At 64.8% G+C, this 25,391-nt stretch carries 17 protein-coding genes; 7 read left to right on the forward strand and 10 right to left on the reverse strand.

Annotation, left to right across the window (positions count from 1 at the left end):
• Window positions 1-2 precede the first annotated feature (2 nt).
• Together murA and ACE191_RS05750 are read left to right on the forward strand one after the other, a co-directional pair.
• Entirely contained in the window at window positions 3-1,310 is a 1,308-nt protein-coding gene (gene murA / locus ACE191_RS05745; RefSeq protein ID WP_400191232.1) for a UDP-N-acetylglucosamine 1-carboxyvinyltransferase, read from the forward strand.
• A gap of 152 nt (window positions 1,311-1,462) precedes the next feature.
• Window positions 1,463-2,290, forward strand: a complete 828-nt coding sequence (locus tag ACE191_RS05750) for a DUF4349 domain-containing protein (protein ID WP_400191233.1) — start codon at window positions 1,463-1,465, stop codon at window positions 2,288-2,290.
• A gap of 60 nt (window positions 2,291-2,350) precedes the next feature.
• Here ACE191_RS05750 and ACE191_RS05755 read toward each other — a convergent pair whose 3' ends face one another.
• The 8 genes from ACE191_RS05755 to ACE191_RS05790 form a co-directional block, all read right to left on the reverse strand.
• The gene (locus tag ACE191_RS05755) at window positions 2,351-2,686 is read right to left on the reverse strand and encodes a phage holin family protein (RefSeq protein WP_400191234.1); all 336 of its coding nucleotides are present in this window, start codon (window positions 2,684-2,686) and stop codon (window positions 2,351-2,353) included.
• Window positions 2,687-2,786: 100 nt separating this feature from the next.
• Window positions 2,787-3,884, reverse strand: coding sequence for an agmatinase family protein (locus ACE191_RS05760; protein ID WP_400191235.1), 1,098 nt, complete (start codon window positions 3,882-3,884; stop codon window positions 2,787-2,789).
• Between the two features lie 116 nt (window positions 3,885-4,000).
• Entirely contained in the window at window positions 4,001-4,627 is a 627-nt protein-coding gene (locus ACE191_RS05765; RefSeq protein WP_400191236.1) for a chemotaxis protein CheC, read from the reverse strand.
• 63 nt (window positions 4,628-4,690) lie between these two features.
• Entirely contained in the window at window positions 4,691-6,328 is a 1,638-nt protein-coding gene (locus tag ACE191_RS05770; RefSeq protein WP_400191237.1) for a chemotaxis protein CheA, read from the reverse strand.
• Entirely contained in the window at window positions 6,328-7,422 is a 1,095-nt protein-coding gene (locus ACE191_RS05775) for a chemotaxis protein CheB (RefSeq protein WP_400191238.1), read from the reverse strand. Before ACE191_RS05775 ends, ACE191_RS05770 begins: the two co-directional genes overlap by 1 nt.
• 92 nt (window positions 7,423-7,514) lie before the next feature.
• Entirely contained in the window at window positions 7,515-7,898 is a 384-nt protein-coding gene (locus tag ACE191_RS05780; protein WP_400191239.1) for a response regulator, read from the reverse strand.
• Between the two features lie 47 nt (window positions 7,899-7,945).
• Window positions 7,946-8,488, reverse strand: a complete 543-nt coding sequence (locus tag ACE191_RS05785; RefSeq protein ID WP_400191240.1) for a chemotaxis protein CheW — start codon at window positions 8,486-8,488, stop codon at window positions 7,946-7,948.
• 68 nt (window positions 8,489-8,556) lie between these two features.
• Window positions 8,557-12,819, reverse strand: a complete 4,263-nt coding sequence (locus ACE191_RS05790; RefSeq protein ID WP_400192299.1) for a HAMP domain-containing protein — start codon at window positions 12,817-12,819, stop codon at window positions 8,557-8,559.
• Window positions 12,820-13,321: 502 nt separating this feature from the next.
• On the opposite strand from ACE191_RS05790, the gene topA reads away from it, so the two are divergent.
• From topA to ACE191_RS05815, 5 genes are all read left to right on the forward strand, one after another.
• Window positions 13,322-15,778 (forward strand): type I DNA topoisomerase, encoded by a 2,457-nt coding sequence (gene topA / locus ACE191_RS05795; RefSeq protein ID WP_400191241.1) that lies wholly within the window; start codon window positions 13,322-13,324, stop codon window positions 15,776-15,778.
• A 154-nt stretch (window positions 15,779-15,932) separates the two neighbouring features.
• Window positions 15,933-16,778 (forward strand): DUF4846 domain-containing protein, encoded by an 846-nt coding sequence (locus tag ACE191_RS05800; protein WP_400191242.1) that lies wholly within the window; start codon window positions 15,933-15,935, stop codon window positions 16,776-16,778.
• 108 nt (window positions 16,779-16,886) lie between these two features.
• Window positions 16,887-17,585 carry an SIR2 family NAD-dependent protein deacylase gene (locus ACE191_RS05805; protein WP_400191243.1) on the forward strand — a complete coding sequence of 233 codons (699 nt, stop codon included), beginning with the start codon at window positions 16,887-16,889 and terminating at the stop codon, window positions 17,583-17,585.
• A 105-nt stretch (window positions 17,586-17,690) separates the two neighbouring features.
• Window positions 17,691-21,419 carry a hypothetical protein gene (locus tag ACE191_RS05810; protein WP_400191244.1) on the forward strand — a complete coding sequence of 1,243 codons (3,729 nt, stop codon included), beginning with the start codon at window positions 17,691-17,693 and terminating at the stop codon, window positions 21,417-21,419.
• Window positions 21,420-21,509: 90 nt separating this feature from the next.
• A complete protein-coding gene (locus tag ACE191_RS05815; RefSeq protein ID WP_400191245.1) occupies window positions 21,510-22,490 on the forward strand; it encodes a phosphatase in 981 nt (326 codons plus the stop codon).
• 96 nt (window positions 22,491-22,586) lie between these two features.
• Here the strand turns inward: ACE191_RS05815 and ppk1 are convergent, their stop codons facing one another.
• A complete protein-coding gene (gene ppk1, locus ACE191_RS05820) occupies window positions 22,587-24,890 on the reverse strand; it encodes a polyphosphate kinase 1 (protein ID WP_400191246.1) in 2,304 nt (767 codons plus the stop codon).
• A 47-nt stretch (window positions 24,891-24,937) separates the two neighbouring features.
• Window positions 24,938-25,315, reverse strand: coding sequence for a RidA family protein (locus ACE191_RS05825; RefSeq protein WP_400191247.1), 378 nt, complete (start codon window positions 25,313-25,315; stop codon window positions 24,938-24,940).
• Between the last annotated feature and the right edge of the window lie 76 nt (window positions 25,316-25,391).

The following is a 25,391-nucleotide window of genomic DNA, read 5'->3' on the forward strand; positions in this document are numbered from 1 at the left end:
CTATGTCCGCAGCATTTGAAGTAATCGGCGGGCAACCGCTGCGCGGCGAGATTGTGCCGCAGGGGGCCAAAAACGAGGCCCTGCAAATTCTCTGTGCCGTACTGTTGACCGCCGAGCCGGTCACCATCTCGAACATTCCCGACATCCGCGACGTCAACAAGCTCATCGAGCTGCTGGGCAGCCTGGGCGTAAAGGTGGAGCGCCTCTCGCCCGACACCTACCGCTTCCAGGCCGACGACGTGAACCTGGCCTACCTCGACACCGAGGAGTTCATCAAGCAAGCCCGCGAGCTGCGCGGCTCGGTGATGATTCTGGGCCCCATGCTGGGCCGCTACGGCAAATGCCAGCTGCCCAAGCCCGGCGGCGACAAAATTGGCCGCCGCCCGCTCGACACGCACTTTCTGGGCCTGCAGAAGCTCGGCGGCGACCTGAAAGTGGAAGGCCCCGACTTCTACAAGATGACCGTTGCGGGCCGCCTGCGCGGGGCCTACATGCTGCTGGACGAGGCTTCGGTAACGGGCACGGCCAACATTCTGATGGGCGCCGTGCTGGCCGAGGGCACCACCTCGATTTACAACGCGGCCTGCGAGCCGTACCTGCAGCAGCTCAGCAAGATGCTGGTGCGCATGGGCGCCAAGATTCAGGGCATCGGCTCCAACCTGCTCGTGATTGAGGGCGTGGACAAGCTTGGCGGCACCGAGCACCGCATGCTGCCCGACATGATCGAAATCGGCTCCTTTATCGGGCTGGCGGCCATGACGGGCTCGGAAATTACCATCAAGGACTGCCAAATTCCCGAGCTGGGCCTGATTCCCGACACCTTCCGCAAGCTGGGTATCCAAATGGATTTCCGCGGCGACGACATTCACGTGCCGGCCCAGGACCACTACGAAATTGCCACCTACCTCGACGGCTCCATCCTCACGGTGTCGGACCACACCTGGCCGGGCTTCACGCCCGATCTGCTGAGCATTGCGCTGGTGGTGGCCACCCAGGCCAAGGGCACCGTGCTCATTCACCAGAAGATGTTCGAGTCGCGCCTGTTCTTCGTGGACAAGCTCATCGACATGGGGGCCCAGATTACCCTCTGCGACCCGCACCGCGCCGTAGTCATAGGCCTGAACAAGCGCCAGGCCCTGCGCGGCATCACCATGACCTCGCCCGACATCCGCGCCGGCGTGGCCCTGCTGATTGCGGCGCTGTCGGCCGAGGGCAAGAGCAAGATTCTGAACGTGGAGCAGATTGACCGCGGCTACCAGAACATCGATGGCCGCCTGCAGGCGCTGGGCGCGCAAATCAAGCGCGTGTAAGCGTCACCGACATTCCGATTCGGAGTGCCAAAGCCCTGCCTCATCGGCGGGGCTTTTTGGTTGACGGCCGCTTGGGCGGGTTACCGGGCCGGGCCTGGCGCATTAAGAGAAAGGCTGCGCGGCTTTTCATCCCCAACCCACTCCCCTATCCGATGAAACGTCTGTTGTATCCCGTCCTGCTCGGACTGGGCCTGGCTGCCTGCGGCCAGTCCTCCAACGAAGCCTCCTCAAGCGCCGATGCCGTGGCGCCGGAAACCACCGCTGCGGCCCCCACGCCCGGCACTGCGCCCGCCGAGCCAACGGTTGCGCCCAGTACCCCGGCCCGGCAGATTATCTACCGCGCCACCCTTGATTTGCGGGTAGCCGACCTGCCCCGCGCCGCGGCCCGCGTCGACAGCCTGGCGCAGGCCACGGGCAGCTGGGTGAGCGAGGCCGACCAGGCCCGCACCGAGGGCGAGTGGCGGCAGGAAACCACCATCCGGGTGCGTCCCGCGCAGTTTGCCCCGCTGCTGGCAGCTTTGTCGGCGCTGGGCAGCGTGGAGGGCAAAACCCTGGCCTCGGAAGACGTGACGACCGCCCGCGCCGACGTGGCAGCCCGGCTGCGCGCCAAGCGGGCCGTGGAGCAGCGCTACCTCGCCTTGCTGGCCCAGGCCCGCAATATCAGCGAGGTGCTGGAAGTAGAAGCCAAAATCGCCGCCGGGCGTGAAGACATTGAGGCTACCGAAAGCCGCCTGAAGGCTCTTGATGAGCAGCTGGCCTATTCCACCATCACCCTGCGCCTCTACCAGCCCCTGCCCCTGTCCGCGCCCGAAGCCCCGCTGTTGTCGCTGAGCAGCCGGCTGACCGAAGCTTTCTACGGCGGGTGGTCCCTGATTACCGGCTTGGTGGTGGGCGCCGTGTACCTGTGGCCGCTGCTGTTGCTGGGTGCGGCGGCGCTGGGGCTGCTGCGCCGGCGGCGGAGCCGCTCCCACCCGGCTTAAAGCCCATAAAAAAGCCGGTCCAGCGTGCTGGACCGGCTTTTTTATGGGTGGCTGGGGCGCTTAGTCAATCACCAGATCGATGATGGTAGTGACAATGGACAGCACGATGCTGAACAGCAGCGCGGCCAGGAATCCATCGAGCTTGAAGCCGGGTAGCAGGTAGGCCGCCAGCCCCACAATGGCCGCGTTGATGACCAGCAGAAACAAACCCAGCGTGAGAATAGTGATGGGGAAGCCCAGGATTTTCAGAATGGGCTTGAGCACGGCGTTGAGCACGGCCAGCACAATGACCAGCAGAATGGCGTCGGTGAAGCCGGCCAGGTGCGCCCCCGGCAGGAAGTTGCCCAGCACGTACACCAGCACGGCCGTGAGCAGAAATTTGACGAGAAACCCCATAGGTGGTGGAAGGAAAGTGGAAACAAGAAGCCCGGCGGGCGACCTGGAGACAGGCCGGCCCGCCGGGCAACAATACGAAAAACCCGATACTTAGCGGGGCTTATTCGGTTTCCATGCCGGTGGCCTTCAGCCGGCCCTGCGACACGGCCATCCAGTTGGCCATCTGGTAGAGCAGGCGGGCGCCCACGTTGCCGTTCCAGTCTGAGTCGCCGGGCGCCACCTCGTTCAGGTCGCAGCCGATGATCTGGCGGCCCGAGCGCACTACGGCCCGGATCAGGTACAGGGCTTCCTCAAACTCAAGGCCACCGGGCACGGGCGTGCCGGTGCCGGGGCAGAGCTTGGGGTCGAGTCCGTCGATGTCGAAGCTCAGGTACACCTTCTGGGGCAGTTGGGCAATGATTTTGCCGCAGACTTTCTTCCAAGACTTTTTGCCGTACTGCTCTTCGCGCAGGAAGCGGTGGTGAAACATCACGATGCGCCCGCCCGACTGGGCAATCAGGTCGGCCTCCTGCTGGCACAGGTCGCGGATGCCTACCTGCACGAGCTTCTTGACCTGGGGCAGTTGCAGGGCGTTGTACATGATGGAGGCGTGCGAGTACTCGAAGCCCTCGTAGGCCACGCGCAGGTCGCAGTGGGCGTCGATCTGCAGGATGCCGTATTCTTCGTGGCGCTCGGCCAGGGCGTGCAGGTAGCCCAGCGGGGTGCTGTGGTCGCCGCCCAGCACCACTACGCCCTTGCCGGCGTCGAGGTAGGCGCCGGTTTTCTCCTTCAGCCACTGCAGCAGCGCCTTGCCGCGCTCGGTTACGGTGGCGGGCACGGCCTGCAGGTTGCCCGCGCCGGTGGCCGGGCGGCCGTCTTCGAGCCAGCCGATGTAGTCGGCGGCCTGGGTGCGCAGGCGGTTGCTTTCGGCGGCCCATTCCTCGTCAATGGCTTCCATGGCCAAGCCCATTTTCCAGGCGTCGGGCAGGTCTGGGTCGTAGAGGTCGACCTGGGCCGAGGCTTCGTGGATGGCCGCCGGACCCTGGGCCGTGCCGGCGCGGTAGGAAACGGTGACTTCCCAGGGCACGGGCACTACCACCACCTGAGCTTCTTCGGGCGTGAAGGGCAGGCCAAACAGGCCCCCGGAGGTGTCGCCCACGGCGTTGGGGTCGAAGGAGGCAATTTTTTGCTGCAGCGCGAGGACGGTCGGGTCGTGCATGAGTGTGGTCGGTTGAGTGAGTGGAAAACGGGCGGCGGGGCGGCCCGGAATCAGACGGTGCGCCCGCCCGGCCCCGAGCGGACCGGGCGGGCGCACCTGCCAAGGAACGGAGCTGGCTATTTGCCGCCCGACAAATCGTAGGTGCGGATGATGGTGAGCACCTTAGCGAAGGTTTCGCGGTCGAAGAACAGCATCAGCGGCAGCTCCACGTTGCTGTTCTGGTCGGAGAACTGGGTGATGACGGAGAAAATCAGCGGCTGCATCAGCGGGTGGCTCACCAGCAGGTTGTCGAGGGCGCGGGTGATGTCGCCCTTGGGCGCCGTGGGCGGCGCACCATAGATTTTGGCCTTGAGGATGTTGGCCAGCTGGGTGACCAGGGCGCCGGTGATGATGTTGCTGATTTCCAGCAGCAGCGACTCCTGCATCTCGTTCAGCTCCACCGTTTCGGCCACGTTCTGGCGCAGGCATACCCGCGAGAGGCGCTGCACGTGCTGGCCCGAGAAAAACATGAGCGTGGTGCCGTTGAAGTCACCCTTGATGTCGCTCTGAATTCCCACGTGGCCTGCCTGGTACTTGCGTACCAGCTCCAGAATGTCGCGGCCGCGCACAAGTTCGAGGCTGGGCACCTCCAGCAACACCTTTTCCTGGGCAATGGCGGCAAACGAGTCTGCCGCCCGGGCCAGGCCGATGTTGAGTATCTCGCGGATGATGTCCCGCTCCAGATCGGTCATGTGCAGGTCCATACTAAGTCAAATTAGCAAACCGGGTGGCGCGGAAGCGGCAGTCCGAAGTGGTGAGTACGTGTTTCATGGGCGGCGGGCCAGGAAAAGTCGGGTCAGGGCCGGTACGTCGAGTACCAGACATACTTGCCCGCTGCCAAGGAGCGTGACGCCACCGAACAGGTCAATCATGTCCAGCGGCTGGCTCACGGGCTTAATTACAATATCCTGCTGACGCAGAAAGCGGTCGACAATCAACCCCAGGCGGCGGTTGTTGTAGTTGGTGATGATGATGTCCTGCCGGCCCTGCAGGGCAGCCTTATCGGCGGGCAGCAGCGGGTCGTCGGTGTCGGCCAGCAGTTCGCGCAGGCTTACCACGGGCACGTTTTCCTGCTGCACCTCGGCCAGCAGCATGCCGCCGACCACGCTCAGCTGCTCGGGCCGCAACGACACCACCGAGTCGGTGTGCATCAGCGGCAGGGCGTAGGAATGGTCTTCCAGCTCGAACAGCAGGGCACCTTTCACGGCAATGGACGTGGGCAGCACCAGCGTAAAGGTGGTGCCCTCTCCCAGGCGCGACTCCACGCGCACCTGCCCGCCGAGCGAGTCGATGGCCAGCTTTACCACGTCAAGGCCCACGCCGCGGCCCGAAATTTCGGTTACCTGCTCGGCGGTTGAGAAACCGGCCTCAAACAGCAGCATGTACACCTCCGAGGGGCTCATGCGGGCGGCGGCCTCGGCCGTCAGCTGCCGCCGCTCCACGGCCTTGCGCCGCACGGCTTCCACGTCGATGCCGCGGCCGTCGTCGCTGATGCTGATCAGCACGTCGTCGCGCTCGGTCTGGGCCGACAAGCTCAGGTGCCCCTCGGCCGACTTGCCGGCGCGGCGCCGCTCAGTGGGCGTTTCGATGCCGTGGCCGATGGCGTTGCGCACCAGGTGCAGCAAGGCGTCGGTGATGATCTGCAGAATGTTGCGGTCGATCTGAATATCCTGCCCGCTGATGGTCAGTTCCACCTGCTTCTGCTCGGCGGTGGCCACGTCGCGCACCACCCGCGGAAACTTGTTGAACAGGGTCCCTACCCCTACCAGGCGGGCGTCCATTACCGAGTACTGCAGGTCGTCGGCCAGGCGGCCCAGGTGGGCGGCTACGCTGATGAGCGCGGGGTGGCCGATTTCCTGGCTCAGGGTGAGCACCCGGTCGCGGTCGATGATCAGCTCGCCCACCAGGTTGAGTAGGTGGTCGAGCTTCTTGATCTGGATGTAAACCAGGTCGGAGAGTTCCAGCTTGCGGGTGGCGTCTTCGTCGCTGCCCTGCCCGGCGGGTACCTCGGCCACCATTTCCTCGCCCTGCACCAGGCGGTCGAGGTTGCCGGTGAGCGTGCTCACGTCGGGCAGCGGCTGGTCTTCGTTCACGGCCCGGATCATGCCGCCTACCGCGTCGATGGCGGTAAAGGTCAGCGGCACCACGGCCCCGCTGAATGCCCGCTCCTTGCTGCGGATCAGCCCGAAGATGGTTTCCATGCGGTGGGCCACTTCGCCGATGGCGGTGAAGCCCATGGCCCGGGCGTTGGCCTTGAGGTTGTGCATGAGGCGAAACAGCTCGTGCAGGGCCGCTTCGTCGTCGGGCTTCTTTTCCAGCACCGAAATATGCTGGCTCATGGCGTCGTAGGCCTCCAGGGCCTCGGCCAGAAAAATTTCCCGGTACTCCTGCTCGCGTGACTTCATCAGTTTCTCGAACGGGTAACGGGCGAAATGCGCGTGAGCACCGGCAGGCTCCGGATGGGCACCGCGTGCGCATTGATGTAGGCGGCAATGTCGGTTACGGGCAGCACGGCCTGGGCCGCGCCGGCCTGAATCACCGAGCTGGGCATGCCGAACACGGCCGAGGTCAGCTCGTCCTGCGCCACTACCTGGCCGCCGTGCTGGCGCAGCATCTGGGCGCCGGCGGTACCGTCGCGACCCAGGCCCGAAAGCACCACGCCCAGCACGTGGCGGCCGGCGGTGCGGGCCGCAGAGCGCATCAGCAGGTCAATATTGGGCTCGTCGAGGCTGGCAGCCGGCTCGGCAGCCAGCTCCAGCACCCAGCCGCGGCCGGGCACCGAGCGCACCACCTGGTTGCAGCCACCGGGCATCACCGTAATCTGCCCGGCCAGCAGCGAAGTGCCGGGCTGCCCCACCACCACGGGCAGACCCGTGGCCCGCCGGATGCGCTCGACCAGCGACATGGTGAAGGCGGCCGGCAGGTGCACGGCCACGACCACGGCGTAGGGCAGCCCCGGGCGCAAGTCACGCACAATCTGCTCGACGGCCGCCGCGCCACCGGTAGAGCCGCCAATGACCACCAGACCGCGGGGCGGAATCACGGGCACCGGCCGCCGGCCCAGCAGGCTGGCTACCGGTTCGGGCGTGGTCAGGTTGACGTGGGCGTGGTTGCGGGCGCGGCGCACCTTGCGCAGCACCTCGCGGCGGCTGTGCTCGTAGTCGGGGTGCACGGCCGGCAGCAGGGGCGCCAGGTGGTCGTACACGCCCCAGCGGGCCGCTTCGCGCAGGGTACCGGGCCAGGGTGGCGCCGCCGAGTACAGCAGAATGGGCGCGCGGTAGTAGGCCGTGAGCTGCTCCAGGGTCAGCAGGCGCTGCTCGCCCACCACAATCAGGCCGGGGCGGTGCTGCTGGGCTTTGCGCAGCAGGTCTTCGGCCCCCGTCGCGGTGGCTACCACGTGGGTATTCGGCTCCGTCCGCAACAGCTTCATGAGCTCCAGCCGGGCGGGGCTGGGCAGGTCGCCGAGAAGAACGGAAAGCGAAACGGAAGGTGCGGGCACGGCAGCTACAAACAAAACGCAGAACACCTCAGGTGCGGGCGAAAACCCGCCGGGGTGCAAACCGGGGTGGTGGGTAAGCGGAGAAGAAAAGGTTAGGCCGACGCCTCGTCGTTGTTCTGCAGGGCCGTGCTCACGATTTCCAGCACCTTGTCCTCGGAAAAGGGCTTGACGATGTAGGCCGAGGCGCCGCTTTCGAGGGCTTCGTTGACGATAACCTCCTGCCCCACGGCCGAGCACATGACAATCTTCACGTCGGGCAGCTCCTGGCGGATATCCTTGAGCACTTCCAGGCCGGTGTTGTCGGGCAGAATTACGTCGAGGGTAATCAGGTCGGGTTTGGACTCCGTGGCCATTTCGCGGGCCTGCTGACCGTTGGCTGCTTCGCCTACCACGTCGTAACCGGCGTCGGTGAGCATATTCTTCAGCATCGTGCGCATGTAGAACGAGTCGTCTACGATGAGGATGCGATTTTTCATATCAGTGGGGTGAAGAGGGCGAGGAAATAAAGGAGGAGGCAAAAACGTCAGGCCTGTTTACGCTCGGCCCCGGGGGAGGATGCCGCTTTAGGCCGGAGCTGCATAATTTCCTCGGGAGTCAGCAGCTTGAGCATGTCGAGCACGATGATGATGCGGCCATCGAGCCGGGCAATGCCCTCAATGTATTTGTCGTGCACGTTCAGGTCCTGAATAAACTCGGGCGTTTTCTCGATGGCCGAGGCCAGGATGGACAGCGGCTGGGGCACCTCGCGCACCACGATGCCGATGGTGTAGTCGCGGGCCTCGATGGCCAGGGTAAAGCTGTGGTCGGGCAGCTTCTGGCCGGCGGGGCGCAGCTTAAAGCGCTCCTCCAGGTCCACAATGGCAATGATGTCGCCGCGCAGGTTGGCAATGCCTTTCACGAAGGGCGGCGTTTTGGGCATGCGCGCCACTTCGGGAGTGATGGTTACCTCCTTTACCTGCTCGATGCGAATGCCGTATTCTTCGTTGCCGAGCCGGAAAACAATCAGCTGAATGGGAGCCTCGGGTTTCGAGGTCTTTTTTTCCGGTGCCAGGTTCTGGTCAGTCATTGGGGACGAAAGCGGCTGCCGGACCGGGCAGGCAAGTGAGGCCCGGTCCGGCAGCTATGCGAGTCGGATTATTTTTTCTTGGCTTTGTTGTCGGCAGGCTTGCGGGCCGGGGCCGCCTTGGGCGCAGCTTTGGCGGCCGGGGTCGGCGCGGGTTCGGGAGCCGGTGCGGGCGTCACGCGGCGGTTCACCTTGCGGGTAACTGCGGCCGGTTCCGGCGCGGCTTTCTCGGCCGCCGGGCGCCCCGGCTTGGGAGCCGGCCGGCTGGCGGCGGGCTCGACGCGCACGGTACGCGTGACGGGGCGGCGCTCCTCAACTACCGCCGCGCCGGCGCGGGAAGGCCGGGCCAGGGGCTGACGGCTGCCGCGCTGGGCTTCTTCACGGCTGAGGGCAGCCTGCTGCTGCAGGCGGCGCAGGCCGTTGCTGCGCACCGGCACGGGCTCGTAGTACACGTCTTCGGCCAGGTGGTCCATCAGCTGGAAGGCCGAGAGGCCCACCTGCAGGTCGTCGGCAATGTCGGTGAGCTTCTGGCTCGACACGGTCAGCTCCTGCATCGAGCTGGACAGCTGCTTGGCCGTGCTGGCTACTTGCTGGGTGCCCGAGGCGGTTTGCTCGGCAATGGCTACTACCTCTTCCACGTACTTCACCACGTCGCCGATGGACGTTTTCTGCACGTCGGTAGCGGTGAGAATGTCGCGCGAGGTGCGCAGCGTTTCGCCCGAGGAAGTGGCAATGTTCTTAAAGGCCGAGCTTGCCTCGAAGGTGGCGTTCTTGCCCTTCAGTACCCGCCCTTCCATGGTGGCAATTGCCGCGGCGGCCGAGTCGGTGTCTTTGCGCACGTCTTCTACCAGGGTAGCAATTTCGTTGGCCGACTTGCGGGAGCCTTCGGCCAGCTTGCGGATTTCCTCGGCTACTACGGCAAAACCCCGACCGGCCTCGCCGGCGCGGGCGGCCTCAATGGCCGCGTTCAGGGCCAGCAAGTTGGTTTGGGCGGCAATGTCGGTAATCACGCTCAGCGACTTGCTGATATCCTGCGAGCGAACGGAGAGTACGTCGATGGTTTTGGCCGTCTGGGCCGCTGCACCACTGATTTCCTCCATGTTCTTTACCACCTCGGCCACCGTTTTCAGACCCAGCTGCGAGGTTTGCTCACCCAGGATAGCCGATTTGTTCACGATGTCGGCCTTGCCGGCCGTTTCCTTGGTGGCCTGCATGATTTCCTCGATCAGCTTGAAAGCCTGGTCGGTCTTCAAGGCCTGATTCTGGGCGCCTTCGGCCATCTGCTGCATGGCCAAAGCCACGTCAACCGTTACCCGGCTCATCTCCTGCCCTTTCTGGGCCATTTCCTCCGACGAGGTACCCACCACCTGCGAGGACTCGTTGATTTCGGCCAGCAGCTCGTTGAGCGAGTCCACGGCCGTGTTCAAGGCAATGGCCATGGCGTAGATGTCGCCGGCCGCCGTGGATACTTCTACTTTCTGGGTCAGGTCGCCCTCGGAAATCGAGCGTACCACGCGCGACACTTCGAGCACCGGCGAGGCAATGGACTCGATCAGGTCGTTGAGCGTGTCCACGATGTCTTTCCACGAGCCCGACACACCGCCAACCGTGGCGCGCTCCGTCAGCTTGCCCTCGACCCCGGCTACGCGGGCTACGCGGCTTACTTCCTGGGCCAGACGGTTCAGGTCGTCCACCATGCGGTTGATGGTGTCGGCCAGCTCGGCCACCTCGCCGCGGGCTTCCAGGGTCAGCTTCTGGGTCAGGTCACCCTTCGATACCCCGGTTACTACCTTCACGATGCCGCGTACCTGGGTGGTGAGGTTAGCCGCCAGCGTGTTTACGTTGTCGGTCAAATCCTTCCACACGCCCGTTACGTTGGGCACGTTGGCCTGGCCGCCGAGGCGGCCTTCGGTGCCTACTTCCTGCGCCACGCGGGTTACCTCGCCGGCGAAGATGTTGAGCGAGTCCACCATGCGGTTGATGTTGTCTTTGAGGTCGAGCAGCTCGCCTTTTACATCAACCGATACTTTCTGGCTCAAATCGCCGCGGGCTACCGCGGTGGTTACGTTGGCAATGTCGCGCACCTGCGAGGTGAGCGAGGCGGCCATGAAGTTTACGTTGTCGGTGAGGTCTTTCCAGGTACCGCGCACGTTGGGCACCACGGCCTGGCCGCCGAGCTTGCCCTCGGTGCCTACTTCGCGGGCCACGCGGGTTACTTCGTCACCAAACGTGTTCAGCGAGTCCACCATCTGGTTGAGGTTTTCCTTCAACTGCAGCAGCTCACCTTTCACGTTTACCGTGATTTTCTGGCTCAAGTCACCGCGGGCTACCGCCGTTGCCACGTTGGCAATGTCGCGTACCTGACTCGTCAGGTTCGAGGCCATCGTGTTCACGTTGTCGGTGAGGTCCTTCCAGGTACCACCTACGTTCGGCACGTTGGCCTGACCGCCCAGGATACCCTCGGTACCTACTTCGCGGGCCACGCGGGTTACCTCGCCGGCGAAGATGTTGAGCGAGTCCACCATCTGGTTCAGAATGTTCTTCAGATCCAGCAGCTCGCCCTTTACGTCGACGGTGATTTTCTGGGTCAGGTCACCCTTTGCTACGGCCGTTGCCACGTTGGCAATGTCTCGTACCTGAGAGGTCAGGTTCGAGGCCATCGTGTTCACGTTGTCGGTCAGCTCTTTCCAGGTACCACCAACGCGGGGCACCACAGCTTGCCCGCCGAGCTTGCCCTCGGTGCCTACTTCACGGGCCACGCGGGTTACTTCGTCACCGAAGATGTTCAGGGAGTCCACCATCTGGTTCAAGATGTTCTTGAGCTCCAGGATTTCGCCCTTCACGTTCACCGTCATCTTCTGCGACAAGTCGCCGCGGGCTACGGCGGTAGCTACGTTGGCAATGTCTCGTACCTGCGAAGTCAGGTTCGAGGCCATGTTGTTTACGTTGTCGGTGAGTTCTTTCCAAACCCCGCCTACGCCCGGCACCACGGCCTGCCCGCCCAGCTTACCCTCGGTACCTACCTCAAGTGCTACGCGGGTTACCTCGCCGGCAAACAAATTCAGCGAGTCCACCATCTGGTTGAGGTTCTGCTTGAGTTGCAGCAGCTCCCCTTTCACGTCGACGGTGATTTTCTGGGTTAGGTCACCCTTTGCTACGGCGGTAGCTACGTTGGCAATGTCTCGCACCTGACTCGTCAGGTTCGAGGCCATCGTGTTTACGTTGTCGGTGAGCTGCTTCCATACCCCGGCCACGTTGGGCACCACGGCCTGGCCGCCGAGGCGGCCTTCGGTACCTACTTCCTGCGCCACGCGGGTTACCTCGCCGGCAAACAGGTTCAGCGAGTCCACCATCTGGTTGAGGTTCTGCTTGAGTTGCAGCAGTTCGCCCTTTACGTCGACGGTGATTTTCTGGCTTAGGTCGCCGCGGGCTACGGCGGTGGCTACGTTAGCAATGTCTCGCACCTGAGAAGTCAGGTTCGAGGCCATGTTGTTTACGTTGTCGGTCAAATCCTTCCACACGCCGGCTACGTTCGGCACCGATGCCTGGCCGCCCAGCTTACCCTCGGTACCTACTTCCTGCGCCACGCGGGTTACTTCGCCGGCAAACAGGTTCAGCGAGTCCACCATCTGGTTGAGGTTCTCCTTGAGTTGGAGCAGCTCGCCTTTGACGTTTACCGTAATCTTCTGCGACAAGTCGCCGCGGGCTACGGCGGTGGCCACGTTGGCAATGTCGCGTACCTGACTCGTCAGGTTCGAGGCCATCGTGTTTACGTTGTCGGTCAAATCCTTCCACACCCCGCCCACGTTGGGTACCGAGGCCTGGCCGCCGAGGCGGCCTTCGGTGCCTACTTCCTGCGCCACGCGGGTTACCTCCCCGGCGAAGACGTTCAGGTTGTCGATGGTTTTGTTGATGGTTTCGGCCATCACCTTGAAGTCGCCCGACACCGGAATCTGGAACGACTCGTCGAGGTTGCCCCGCGAAATGTTTTTCAGAACCTTGCCTACCTCCAACACCGGCACGGCAATGGAGTCCACCAGGCCGTTGATGTTGTTGATCATGTCGCGCCAGAAGCCCGTGGCGTTTTCGGCCGAAGCTCGCGCCTTCAGGTTGCCTTCTACCCCCGCTACCTTGGAAATGCGCGACACCTCGCCGCCTACACCGCCGATCATCTCTACCATCGAGTTGTAGGCCTCGGCAATTTCGGCGAAGATGTCGTCGTTCTGCTTAGTGAGGCGCACCGAGATGTCGCCCTTCTTAAAGGCGTCGAGCGCGTAGAGCACCCGGTTGAGCTGCTCGTTGACGTAGTCCTGATCGGGCGTACCCAGGGGCATGTTGCCGCGGGCAATGCCGCGCTTGCGCGTCTGGTCGATAGCCGGGGCGCTGGCCCCATTGAAGCCCGTGGTACCGGTAACGGGTGCCTGCGGGGTATCGGATTCGGTGGACGGAGGAGTAATGTTGGTCTTGGTGGTCTTCGCAGAAGCCATAGACGGAAGGTAGTAGCGCGGGGGGCGCCGAGTGAGGGCACGGAGGCTGCTGGCCGGCTCCAAAGGTACCGGCGCAGCTGACAAAGTTAGTAATTCAGGGTTACCGGGAAACGCCCCGCACCGGGGCGCGCGGAATTCCGGCAAAAGCCCCCGATATCGGGGAATGTGGAAACTGCACGGGGGCCGGCAACGTTCCCTCACTTATGCGGCCTGAAAAACCGCTCTGATACGGCTGACGGGATTATTCGTTCATCTTTGCGGCCGCATTCAACGCGGCGGCCGGTTTCGCCGTTTCACTTTCCCCCTTCCGTACTGCCCCACGCGCCCTACCGCTACTCATTCTTTTTATATGGTCAAGAACCTTGTCATAGTGGAGTCTCCCGCCAAAGCCAAAACCATCGAGGGCTACCTGGGGAAAGACTTTGTGGTGAAATCCAGCTTTGGGCACGTGCGCGACCTGCCCAAGGACAACAACGCCATCGATATCAAGAACGGCTTCAAGCCCACCTACGTCGTCTCGCCCGACAAGCGCGAGATTATCAACCAGTTGAAGAAGCTGGCCAAGGAAGCCGAGGTGGTGTGGCTGGCCAGTGACGATGACCGCGAGGGCGAGGCCATCAGCTGGCACCTGGCCGAGACCCTGGATTTGAGCAACGAGAAGACGCGGCGCATCGTGTTCCGCGAAATCACCAAGAACGCCATCCTCAACGCCATCGACTCGCCCCGCGAAATCGACCTGAACTTGGTGAATGCCCAGCAGGCCCGCCGCGTGCTCGACCGCCTGGTAGGTTTCGAGCTGAGCCCGGTGCTCTGGAAAAAAGTAAAGACCGGGCTTTCGGCCGGCCGCGTGCAGTCGGTGGCCGTGCGCATGGTGGTGGAGCGCGAGCGGGAAATCAACCAGTTCAAGACCGGCTCGGCCTATCGCGTGGTGGCCCGCTTCGACGCCGGCAACGGCGCGGCCCTGGAAGCCGAGCTGCCCCAGCGCCTGAAAACCCGCGAAGAAGCCGAGGCCTTCCTGGCGGCCTGCGTGGGCGCCGCCTACCGCATCGAAAACCTGGAGAAGAAGCCCAGCCGCCGCTCGCCGGCCGCCCCCTTCACCACCTCTACCCTGCAGCAGGAGGCCTCGCGCAAGCTGGGCTTCTCGGTGGCGCAGACCATGAGCGTGGCCCAGCGTCTCTACGAAGCCGGTAAGATCAGCTACATGCGTACCGACTCGGTGAACCTCTCGCAGGAAGCCCTGCTGGGCGCCAAGCACGAAATCACCAGCAGCTACGGCGCCGACTACGCCCACACCCGCCAGTACAAAACCAAGGCTTCGTCGGCGCAGGAGGCCCACGAAGCCATCCGCCCCACCGACTTCTCGCTGCTGAAGGCCGGCGCCGATTCCACCGAGCAGCGCCTCTACGACCTGATTCGCAAGCGGGCCCTGGCCTCGCAGATGGCCGACGCGCAGGTGGAGCGCACCACCGCCACCATCGGCATCAGCACCCAGCCGGGCGTGACGCTGACGGCCGTGGGCGAGGTCATCACCTTCGAGGGCTTTTTGAAAGCCTACGCCGAGTCGCGCGACGAGGAAGACGGCCAGGACAACGGCGAGTCGTCGTTTTCGCGGGGGCTGCCGCCCATTTCGGTGGGTCAGCAGCTGCCGCTGCTGCGCTTTTCGGCGACCGAGCGCTACTCCCAGCCGCCGGCGCGCTACACCGAAGCTTCGCTGGTGAAGAAGATGGAAGAAATGGGCATTGGCCGGCCTTCCACCTACGCGCCCACCATTAGCACCATTCAGAAGCGCGGCTACGTGGAGAAGGACTCGCGCGAGGGCAAGGAGCGCAAATTCCACGTGCTCACGCTGGAGGGCCCGGAAGTGAAAACCGAAGTCAAAACCGAAACATACGGCGCCGACAAGGCCAAGCTCTTTCCCACCGACACGGCCATGGTGGTGAACGACTTCCTGGTGGAGCACTTCCCCGTTATCGTCGACTTCCAGTTCACGGCCAAGGTGGAGGATGAGTTCGACCGCATTGCCGACGGGCTGGAAAGCTGGGAGGAAATGATTTCGGGCTTCTACGGCACCTTCCACGAAACCGTGGAGCGTGGCAAGGAAGTGGAGCGCGCCGACGTGGGTACTACCCGCGAAATCGGCCTGCACCCCGAAACCGGCGAAAAAATCATTGCCCGCCTCGGCCGCTTCGGCCCCTACGTGCAGCTGGGCGAGGCCGAGGGCGAAACCAAGCCCGCCTACGCCAACCTGCGCAAAGGCCAGTTCATCGAAAACCTGACTTTGGAAGATGCCCTGGAGCTGTTTAAGCTGCCGCGCGTGGTGGGCCAGTACGAGGACAAGGACATGACCGCCGCCATCGGCCGCTTCGGGCCCTACATCCGCCACGACAGCAAGTTCTACTCCCTGCAGAAGGGCCAGGACCCGCACACCGTCACGGCCGAGGAAGCCGTGGAGCTGATTCTGGCCAAGCGCAAGCAGGAAGCCGAAAAGCTTATCCGCTCCTTCGAGGCCGAGGGCCGCGCCGACGTGCAGGTGGTCAACGGCAAGTACGGGCCCTACATCGTGGCCGCGGGCAAGAACGTGAAGATTCCCAAGGGCGAAGAGCCCACTGAGCTGAGCCTGGAGCGCTGCCTGGAGCTGGCCGACGCCACGCCCGACAAACCCGCCCGCGGCCGCTTCGGCGCCAAGAAAGCCGCGGCCCCGGCGGCTGAGGGCGAAGCCAAGAAAGCCCCGGCCAAAAAGCCGGCCGCGAAAAAAACCGCCGCCAAGCCGGCCGCCAAGAAAGCCACCGGCAAATCGGCCAAGTAAACTTTCTTTGTTCACCCCACAAAAGCCCCGCAGCCCCTGGCCGCGGGGCTTTTTTTTTCGTCGCTGCGCCGCCAACCCGGCACACGACGGCGGCTGGCTTGCGCGTTAGCGCCCCATGCGTCTCTCCCCGATTCTTGCTGGCTTACCCGCCCTCTTGCTGCTCGCTCCCCCGCAACCGGCTCCCGCCCAGAACAGCCCCGCCACCAGCCAAGCCAGTCTCGCGACTAACGCGTATCCGTGGCTGACCACGCCGTACCGGACCCCGGCCAGCCTGGCGGCCCGGTTTGCCCCGCCGGCGGGCTGCCGGCGCGTGGCGCTGCCGGCCGGCTCGTTCGGGCACTGGCTGCGGTTTCTGCCCCTGAAGCCAGCCGGCACGGCCGTGCGCCTGCACACCGGGAAGCTGAAGCCCCTGCAAACCGTGCACGCGGCCGTCGTCGACATCGACACCGGCCCGCGCGACCTGCAGCAGTGCGCCGACGCGGTGATTCGCCTGCGCGGCGAGTATCTGTTCAGCCAGGATTTCCGGCGCATTCACTTCCAGCTTACCAGCGGCCACACCGTGGGGTTTGCCGACTGGGTGGCGGGCCAGACCTTTCAAGTGCGCGGCGAAGAAGTGCTACCCGCCCGCAAGCCCGCCGAAGCCCCCACCCACGCGGCGCTGCGCCGCTACTTGGATTTGATTTTCACCTACGCCGGCACGCTTTCGCTGGCGCGGGAGCTGCGCCCGGCAGCCCTGGCGAGCATTCAGCCCGGCGACGTGCTCATCAAGGGCGGTTCGCCGGGCCACGCAGTGCTGGTGCTCGACGCGGCCGAGCATGCCGCGACGCGGCGGCGCTACGTGCTGCTGGCCCAGAGCTACATGCCGGCCCAGGACCTGCACGTGCTGCGCAACGTAGAACAGCCGCAGTTGGGTGCCTGGTTTGCCATCGACCCGGCGGCCGAGTGGCTGGAAACCCCGGAGTGGTCATTTTCGTCCGACCAGCTGAAGCGCTGGCCGTAATTCGGCTCCGGGGCCCGGTTACGGAGTGGCGCAGCTATTTTCGGGCAGCCAACAACCGGGCTGCCCGTTCGGGTGAAGCCCGCTTCCGTAACCCGCTACAGTCTGCTCATGAAAAAGAAAGTCGTCGTGCTTACCGGCGCGGGCATCTCGGCCGAAAGCGGCCTGGCCACCTTTCGTGCCGTCGACGGGCTCTGGGAAAACCACCGCGTGGAGGACGTGGCCTCGCCCGAGGGCTGGGCTGCCAACCCGCAGCTGGTGCTGGAGTTCTACAACCAGCGCCGCGCCGCCGCCCGCGCCGCCCAGCCCAACGCCGGGCACCGCGCCCTGGTCGAGCTGGAACAGGGCTACGAGGTAGTCATCGTGACCCAGAACGTGGACGACCTGCACGAGCGGGCCGGCTCCTCGCGCGTGATTCACCTGCACGGCCTGTTGCGCGAAGCCCGCAGCACGCGCTACGAGGAGCTGGTGTATCCGCTGGAAGGTGACCGGATTGAGTGGGGGCAGCTCTGCGAGCGGGGCAGTCAGCTGCGGCCCAACATCGTGTGGTTTGGCGAGCCGGTGCCGCTGATGGAGCGCGCCATGGAAGAAGCCGCTACCGCTGACCTCATGCTGGTGGTGGGCACCTCCCTGCAGGTATACCCGGCCGCCAACCTCGTGCATTACCTGCCCGCCGGCCGGCCGCTCTACGTCATCGACCCCAGTCAGCCGGCCCTCACGCGGCGCGGCCAGGTGCACTTCGTGACCGAGCCGGCAACTACGGGAGTACCGCGGGTGGTGGGCGAGCTGCTGGGCGCGGCGCAGTCCTAAGTCCCGGGCTGGAGGTAGCCAAACCCAACCGTTTCGCGTAGGAGGCAGATACCCCGTTTACCGCTGCTGGTTCGCAGCTGGCGCGGGGCTCGCCTCCTTCTGCCCATGAGCTATTTCTACCGCCCGCTGCTCGTTGCGGGCTTTTTGCTGACGGCCCTGCCGGCCCGGCCACAGGTGGTTGTGCCCGAGCGGCCCGCCCACCGCGTGTATTTGCTGGGCAACACGGCCGGGGCTCTGCCCGCCCACCGCCTGCGCGCCCTGCGCCTGACCCTGGAGCGTGAAACCGGCCCTTTCACGGTGGTGCACCTGGGCGACATCGTGGGCAACGAGGGCCTCACCGAAAAAGCCGATACCAGCAGCGCCGCCCTGCGCGCCCGCGCCGATGCCCTGGTAGCCCTGGTAAAGGGCCTGCCCCGGGGCCGCATCTACTTTGTGCCCGGCGACAAGGACTGGAACAACTCGGGCCGCGACGGGCAGAAAACCGTGCGCCGGCTGGAAAAGTACCTCGAGCAGCAGCTGCCGGGACAGAACGCGTTTCTGCCCAGCAACGGCTGCCCCGGCCCCGAAATCGTGGACGTGGCCCCGCTGGTACGGCTGGTGGCCCTAAACACGCCCTGGTGGAGCCACCCCTTCGACCGCCCCGAAGCCCCCGACACCGACTGCAAAACCATGTCGGCCGAGGAATTCCGCGAGCAGCTGCAGGACGTGCTGGCCGACACCCGGGGTCGCCACGTGCTGCTGGTGGGCCACCAGCCGGTGGTCAGCAACGGCCCCTACGGGGGGTACCAGCCGCTGAAGCGCCACCTGGCGCCGCCTGTGCTGGGCACCGTGTACGCCGCCTACCGCCAGAACGTGGGCAGCCCCCGGGATATGGCCTCGCCGGGCTACCAGGCGTTTCGGCAAACCATGCTCAGCGTGCTGAAAGAGCACCCCGGCACGCTCTACGCCGCTGCCCACGACTTCAGCCTGCAGCTCAACGACCACGAGGGCAGCTACCACCTGGTCAGCGGCTCGTTTGCCCGCACCGAGCCGGTGGCCAGCAACCGCCGTGCCCTGGTAAATGCCTCCCAGGCCGGCTTCACGCGCCTCGACTACTTTGCCGACGGCACGGTCAAATCTGCGTTTCTGACTTTCACCAATTCGGCTGAGGCCCCGCCGACTGAGCTGGCCGCGCCGCCGCTGTTTCGCTCGGCCTGCGTGGGAGCGGCCGGCACTGAACCCGCCCAGCGGGTAAACCCCTACTTCCCCGAGTGCCCCGGCTCCTCGGCTGGTACCGCCCCGGAGAAGCCTGATGCTCCCACCGCAGCCACCGCTACCGTAGTCCCCGGCCCGCAGTACCGCGCCCACGGCCTGCAACGCCCCCTGATGGGCCCGCTCTACCGCTCGTCGTGGACGCAGCCGGTGCAGGTACCGGTGCTGAACCTGAACACCGAAAAAGGCGGGTTGCGCCCCACTGGCCGCGGCGGCGGCCGTCAGACCACCTCGCTCAAGTTCATTGCCGCCGACAGCTCGGAGTACACCTTCCGCTCGGTCGACAAGGACGTGACGCGCATTCTGCCGCCCGAGCTGCGCCAGTCGGTGGCCGCCGACGTACTGCGCGACATCACGCCCACGGCCCACCCCTACTCGGCGCTGGTAGTATCTTCGCTGCTCGACCGCACCGACGTGCTGCACGCCCGCCCGCGCCTGTTCGTGCTGCCCGACAACCAGCAGCTCGGTCCCTACCGCGCGCGGTACGCCGGCCTGCTGGGCACGCTGGAAGAAGACCCCTGGGACCAGAAAGACAACCTGCCCGGCTTCGGCGGGGCCACGGACGTGCGCCGCTCGTTCAGCTTGTTCCGGCAGCTCTACAAAGACAACGACAATCGCGTGGATGCCCGGCAGCTGGGCAAGGCCCGCGCCTTCGACATGCTCATTGCCGACTTCGGCAAGCACGAGGACAACTGGAAGTGGGCCGAGTATGAGCAGGGCAAGCAGAAAACGTTTCAGCCCATTCCCCGCGACCGGGACCAAGCCTTCACGCTCTGGAACGGGGCCCTGACCTGGGTGGCCAACCGCGAGTGGGCCGTGCCCAGCATCGAAGACTTTGGGGAGCATTTCCGCGACCTGGAAAGTTTGAACTGGCCCGCCCGTCACCTCGACCGCGCCCTGCTGCAGAGCCTGAGCCGGGAGGACTGGCAGCAGATCGGCCGCTACCTGCAGCAGCGCCTCACGCCCGCCGCCATCGACTCGGCCACGGCGCAGCTGGCCGCCGAAATTCAGGGCATCTCGGGCCGCGACATCAACCGCAAGCTCAAAAGCCGCCTGCAGGAACTGCCCCGGGCCCTGGACGACTACTACCTGATGCTGGCCCGCGACGTGGACGTGGTGGGCTCCAACAAGGGTGAATACTTTGCGGTGCAGCGCCTGACTGACGGCAACGTGCGCGTGCAGGTGAGCAAGAAAAACGACGCGGGCGGCCCGCAGGGCCAGCCGTTTTTCGACCGCACTTTCGTGCGCGGCGAAACCCGCGACATCCGCCTCTACGGCCTCGACGGTAAGGACGTGTTCCGGGTATCGGGCCAGGGACCGAGCAGCATCCGGGTGCGCCTGATTGGCGGCGAGGGCAAGGACCAGGTAGCCGACGACTCGCGCGGGGGGCGTACCGAGGTGTACGACGTGCCCCAGACCGAGCTGCAGGCCGGCCCCGCCACCGCCGACCGCCGCTCTTCGCGCCTGGGTGTGAACCACTACGACCGCGAGGCCTTCGAGTACGACGGCTACGCGCCCCGCGGCGGCATCATCTTCAACCGCAACGACGGCCTGGGCGTGGCCGCGGGCTTCGACTGGGTGAAGCAGGGCTTCCGCAAGCCCGACTACCGGGTGCGCTACGGCATCGACGCGCAGTATACCACCGGCGGCAATCGCCAACTGACGGGCAACGTGCGCTGGCGCTACCTGCTGGGCAAATGGGATGTGGGCGCCCGCGCCACCTACGGCAACTTTTTTCCCTTCTACAACTTCTTCGGGCTGGGTAACGCTACGCGCAAAAACGACGAGCTGTTCGACGACGGCTACTACCGGGCGCGCTACCGCGGTGTGGAAACCAGCGTTTTCTTTGAGCGCGTGTTTCGGCAGAAAAGTCTGCTGCGCCTGGGGCCGGTGTACGAGCAGTACGAAAGCGACTTCGCCCGCAACAGCTACCTGGGCACCCTCACCGCTCCCGACGGCCCCGACACGGCCGAGCCCGTTCCCGACACTCAACTGCAGCGCCTGCTGGGCGGCACGGCCCTGCTCGACCTGGACTTCCGCGACCGGAAAGTGTACGCGCGCAAGGGCGTGCGCCTGCTGGGCCAGCACACCACCTGGCATCAGCTCAACCGGGGCCGCGAAACCTTCGGGCTGACCGAGGGCTTTGCCGAGTACTACGCCACCGCCCGGCTAGGCATTCCGGTGACGCTGGTGGTGAAGGGCGGCGGGGCCAAAAACTACGGCGACCGAAGCGAAATTCCCTTCTACAAGTACACCCAGCTGGGTCAGCGCCAGAATCTGCGCGGCTACCTGCGCAACCGCTTCAGCGGCGACGCCTCGCTGTACCTGAACTCGGAGCTGCGCCTGGCCCTGGGCTATGCCCAAACCTCGCTGCTGCCCTTCTACTACGGCGTGTTTGGCTTCTACGACCAGGGCCAGGTGTACTTCCGGGGCCGGGCCGAGGGCGGCTGGCACCGCGGCTACGGCGGCGGCTTTTACCTGGCCCCGGTGTACGAGACGCTGGCCTTGTCGGTGTCGGTGCAAAGCTCGGCCGAGGAAAAATACCTGCTGCAGTTCGGCCTGGGCTTCCGAATCGACCAGTAACGTACGCGGCATGCCTAACATGACGGGGGCCGGGCAAATTGCCCGGCCTTCTATCTTTGCCACCCACTCTACCCCAACCGTGCTCCTGCCATGGAATACCCGCTGCTCAAACTGGCCGCCATCGACATCGGCTCCAACGCCGTCCGCTGCCAGATTTCGGCGGTGCTGGAATACCAGGGCCACTACCGGCTCAAGCGGGTGGAGTACGTGCGCTACCCGCTGCGCCTGGGCGAAGACGTGTTTGCCACGGGCCGCATCTCGCCCGCCAAGGAAGAAAAGTTCGTCAAGTTCCTGCACGCGCTCAAGCTGCTGATGGAAGTGCACGACGTGGCTCACTACCTGGTGTGCGCCACCTCGGCCATGCGCTCGGCCCAGAACGGGGCGGCCATTGCCGAGCGCATGCAGCGCGAGCTGGGCATGCCGGTGCAGATCATCGACGGGCAGGCCGAGGCGGCCTACATCAACAGCGTGATCATGCACCAGCTCGAGGACAAGCGTCACTACCTGCACATCGACGTGGGCGGCGGCAGCACCGAGTTCAACCTGTACTTCGACCGCCGCAAGGTGGCCTCGCAGTCGTTCGAGGTGGGCTCCATCCGGCGCCTGCAGCAGAACGGCCAGCCCGGCGCGGGCATGCAGGATACCTGGCAGCGCATGGAGCAGTGGGTGAAGGACAACGCCAAGCAGTTTCACCTCACCCGCGCCATCGGCACCGGCGGCAACATTAACAAAATCTACAGCCTGGCCCAGCAGCCGCTCGACCAGCCCATCGCGCGCAAGCGCATTGCCGCCGTGCTCGACGAGGTGCGCAACATGAGCATGGACGAGCGCGTGAACAAGCTCATGCTCAACCCCGACCGTGCCGACGTGATTGTGCCCGCCGGGCAGATCTACCTCTCGGCCATGGAATGGGCCGGCATCAAGGAAATGGTGGTGCCCGACATCGGCCTCAAGGACGGCATGTTGCAAACCCTGTTTGAGCAGTGGTTCGACGAGATTGAGCCGCGCCACGCCGCCGGGGAGCCCATTCCTGCCCCCGAAGTGCAGAACCGCCACTCCGATGGCAATTAGAGCTTAGAGAGGTAGAACTCCTGCCCCACAAATCAGAAGCGCCGCCGAATCTTGGAGTTCGGCGGCGCTTTCGTTTGCACTGGTGGGCCGGTGGGCTTATTCGCCTTCGGCTTCCGAGGCCGAGGGCACGGGCCCGGGCAGCAGCGGCTCGCCCAGGGTGGGCACCAGCGGAATGATGTCGGCGCTGGTCAGCTCCAGCACTTCGTCGGCGATGAGCACGTCTTCGGGCGGCGACACCGGCTCGGTCTCGACAATGGGGCTGACGGGCACCACGCTCGAGGTCAGGTACTCGTCGTAGAGGGCCTCGGCCGGCACCTGGCCGTAGCCTTTGTGGTAGAACTCCTTGTGCACGTTGAACACCGGCTCGTCGGGCAGCGGAATGCGCTTGACGTAGGCGCCGTCCTCGCGCATGAGGTAGGTGTTGTAGTTGTCCTTGAGGTTGAAGTACAGAATATTGATGCCCTCGCGCTGCAGCTGCGGGTTGGCAATGAGGTAAAGCGCCTCGATGCGGCGGTCGAAGGAGCGCACCATCACGTCGGCCGAGCCGGCGTAGAGCTTGGGCTGGCCACCGTGGTGAAAGTAAAACAGGCGGGCGTGCTCGAGGTACTCACCCACCAGGCTGCGCACCTCCACGTTGTCGCTCAGGCCCGGGCGGCCGGGGCGCAGGCAGCAGATGCCGCGCACGATCAGGCGAATGGGCACCCCGGCCTTGCTGGCCTTGTACAACTCGTCGATGACTTCGCGGTCTTCCAGCGAGTTCATTTTCATCACAATGCCCGAGACGAGGCCACGCTTGGCGTTTTTGGCCTCGTCGCGGATGAGCTGGATGAGCTGCTGGCGCATGTCCTTGGGCGCCGTAATCAGGTACTCGTAGTCGTCGGGCTGCGAGTGGCCGGTAATCACGTTGAAGAATTCCGACACGTCGTGGCCGTACACGTCGTTGGTGGTGAGCAAGCTCACGTCGGTGTAGAGGCGCGAGGTGGTTTCGTTGTAGTTGCCCGAGCCCAGGTGCACGTAGCGCGTCACCTTCTCGCCTTCCTTGCGGATGATCATGGCCATCTTGGTGTGCGTCTTGTACTTCGACACGCCGTAGATGACAAAGCAGCCGGCTTTTTCCAGCCGGGCGCCCTCGCGGATGTTGCGCTCCTCGTCGAAGCGGGCCTTCACCTCGAACAGCACCGACACGTGCTTGCCGTTCTCGGCCGCCTTCAGCAAGGCCGCCGTCACCCGGCTTTCGTCGGCCAGGCGGTAAATGGTTTGCTTGATGCCCAGCACGTGGGGGTCTTCGGCCGCCAGCTCCAGCAGCCGCACCACCGGCTCGATGGAGTTGTAGGGGTGGTGCAGCAGCACGTCGTGGGTTTTGAGGTAGTCGAAGAGGTTTTCCTCGGTGCCCTCGGGCAAACTCAGCGGCGCCACCGGGGTGGGCAGCTTGGGCAGCTTGTCGCGGAAGTTGGGGTGCTTCACCACCTGGTTGAGCCCGCGCAAATCGATGAGCGAGTCGATGACGAACACGTTGCCGTTGTCGATGTGCCACCGCTCGCGCAGCACCTGCATGAGCATGGGCGAGGCGCCGGGCTCCACTTCCAGGCGCACCACGCGGCCGCGCTTGCGCGTTTTGAGCCCCTGCTGGATTTCCTTGATGAAGTCCACGTCGATGTCTTCCGACTCTTCCAGGGTGAAGTCGCCGTTGCGGGTGATGCGGAACAGGGTGGCCGACTCGATGCCCACGTTGCGGAACAGCTTGTCGAGGTTGGCCCGCACGATTTCCTCCAGCGGCACAAACACCACCCGGTCCTTGCGCTGCAGCTCGAAAAAGCGCGAGAGGTTCAGCGGCAGCTGCACAAAGGTGAGCCGCTCCTGGCCCGCGTCGTTGCCCTCGCCCATGCGCGTAACCACGCCGAAGGTCAGCGACTGGTTCATCATCAGCGGGAAGCCGTGGTACGAGTCGTAGACCATCGGCGTGAGCAGCGGGAACACCGTGTTCTTGAAGTAGCCGTCGGCTTTTTTCTGCTCCACGTCGGTGAGCTCGTCCACGCGCAGAATGTCGAAGCCGTTGCGCACGAACTGGGGCCGCAGCTCCTGCAGGTAGGTCTGCGACTGGTCGTGCACGAAGCGGTGGGCAAAGTCGAGCAGCTTGCGGCGGAAGGGCAGCTCGCGCAGCCCCGAGTAGTCCACGCGCACCTTGCCGTAGTCGAGGTAGTTGTAGAGCGACCCGACACGGATCATGAAGAACTCGTCGAGGTTGGAAGCCGTGATGCCCAGGAAGCGCAGCCGCTCGAACAGGGAGCGGCTGTCGTCGCGGGCCTGGTCGAGTACGCGGTAGTTGAAGCGCAGCCAGCTCAGGTCGCGGCTGATGTATTTGCTTTTGCGGATGAGGTCCGAGGACTTGAAAATTTTCATAGCATAACCGGCGGGCGGGGCGGCGGCCGGCTTGAGGGTAGGTGGAGTTACGAAATAACGGCGGTTGCCTCGATTTCGACAAGCAGCCGGTCATCAATTAACGCGCGAACCTCCAGCATGGATGAGGCCGGGCGAATATTTCCGAACACCTCGCCGTGGGCGCGGCCCACTTCGGGCCACTGGCCGATGTCGGTGACGAAGATGCGGGTGCGCACCACGTGCTCCAGCCCGGCGCCGGCCTGCCCGAGGGCCTCGGCAATTTTGGCCAGCACGCGCCGCGTCTGGGAGTAGGCGTCGGTGCCCGTTACCACGTCGCCGTCCATGGCCGTGGTGCCGGCCACTTCCACCAGGTTGCCCACGCGCACGGCGCGGGAGTAGCCCACCGGCCCTTCCCAGGGCGAGCCGGAAGAAATGAGTTGTCGCATAGCGTGTCAGGATGAGGGTTGAAGCCGGGAGGTGGAAGTGGTGCCCGTCGGCCGGGCCGTAAAGGTGGACGCTTTC

Source organism: Hymenobacter sp. B81, assembly GCF_044628455.1.
Lineage (GTDB): Bacteria > Bacteroidota > Bacteroidia > Cytophagales > Hymenobacteraceae > Solirubrum.

Coding starts and splice junctions, on each gene's coding strand:
- murA (WP_400191232.1), top strand. CDS start 3: ATGTCCGCAGCATTTGAAGTAATCGGCGGGCAACCGCTGCGCGGCGAG.
- ACE191_RS05750 (WP_400191233.1), top strand. CDS start 1,463: ATGAAACGTCTGTTGTATCCCGTCCTGCTCGGACTGGGCCTGGCTGCC.
- ACE191_RS05755 (WP_400191234.1), bottom strand. CDS start 2,686: ATGGGGTTTCTCGTCAAATTTCTGCTCACGGCCGTGCTGGTGTACGTG.
- ACE191_RS05760 (WP_400191235.1), bottom strand. CDS start 3,884: ATGCACGACCCGACCGTCCTCGCGCTGCAGCAAAAAATTGCCTCCTTC.
- ACE191_RS05765 (WP_400191236.1), bottom strand. CDS start 4,627: ATGGACCTGCACATGACCGATCTGGAGCGGGACATCATCCGCGAGATA.
- ACE191_RS05770 (WP_400191237.1), bottom strand. CDS start 6,328: ATGAAGTCACGCGAGCAGGAGTACCGGGAAATTTTTCTGGCCGAGGCC.
- ACE191_RS05780 (WP_400191239.1), bottom strand. CDS start 7,898: ATGAAAAATCGCATCCTCATCGTAGACGACTCGTTCTACATGCGCACG.
- ACE191_RS05785 (WP_400191240.1), bottom strand. CDS start 8,488: ATGACTGACCAGAACCTGGCACCGGAAAAAAAGACCTCGAAACCCGAG.
- ACE191_RS05790 (WP_400192299.1), bottom strand. CDS start 12,819: ATGCCCCTGGGTACGCCCGATCAGGACTACGTCAACGAGCAGCTCAAC.
- topA (WP_400191241.1), top strand. CDS start 13,322: ATGGTCAAGAACCTTGTCATAGTGGAGTCTCCCGCCAAAGCCAAAACC.
- ACE191_RS05805 (WP_400191243.1), top strand. CDS start 16,887: ATGAAAAAGAAAGTCGTCGTGCTTACCGGCGCGGGCATCTCGGCCGAA.
- ACE191_RS05810 (WP_400191244.1), top strand. CDS start 17,691: ATGAGCTATTTCTACCGCCCGCTGCTCGTTGCGGGCTTTTTGCTGACG.
- ACE191_RS05815 (WP_400191245.1), top strand. CDS start 21,510: ATGGAATACCCGCTGCTCAAACTGGCCGCCATCGACATCGGCTCCAAC.
- ppk1 (WP_400191246.1), bottom strand. CDS start 24,890: ATGAAAATTTTCAAGTCCTCGGACCTCATCCGCAAAAGCAAATACATC.
- ACE191_RS05825 (WP_400191247.1), bottom strand. CDS start 25,315: ATGCGACAACTCATTTCTTCCGGCTCGCCCTGGGAAGGGCCGGTGGGC.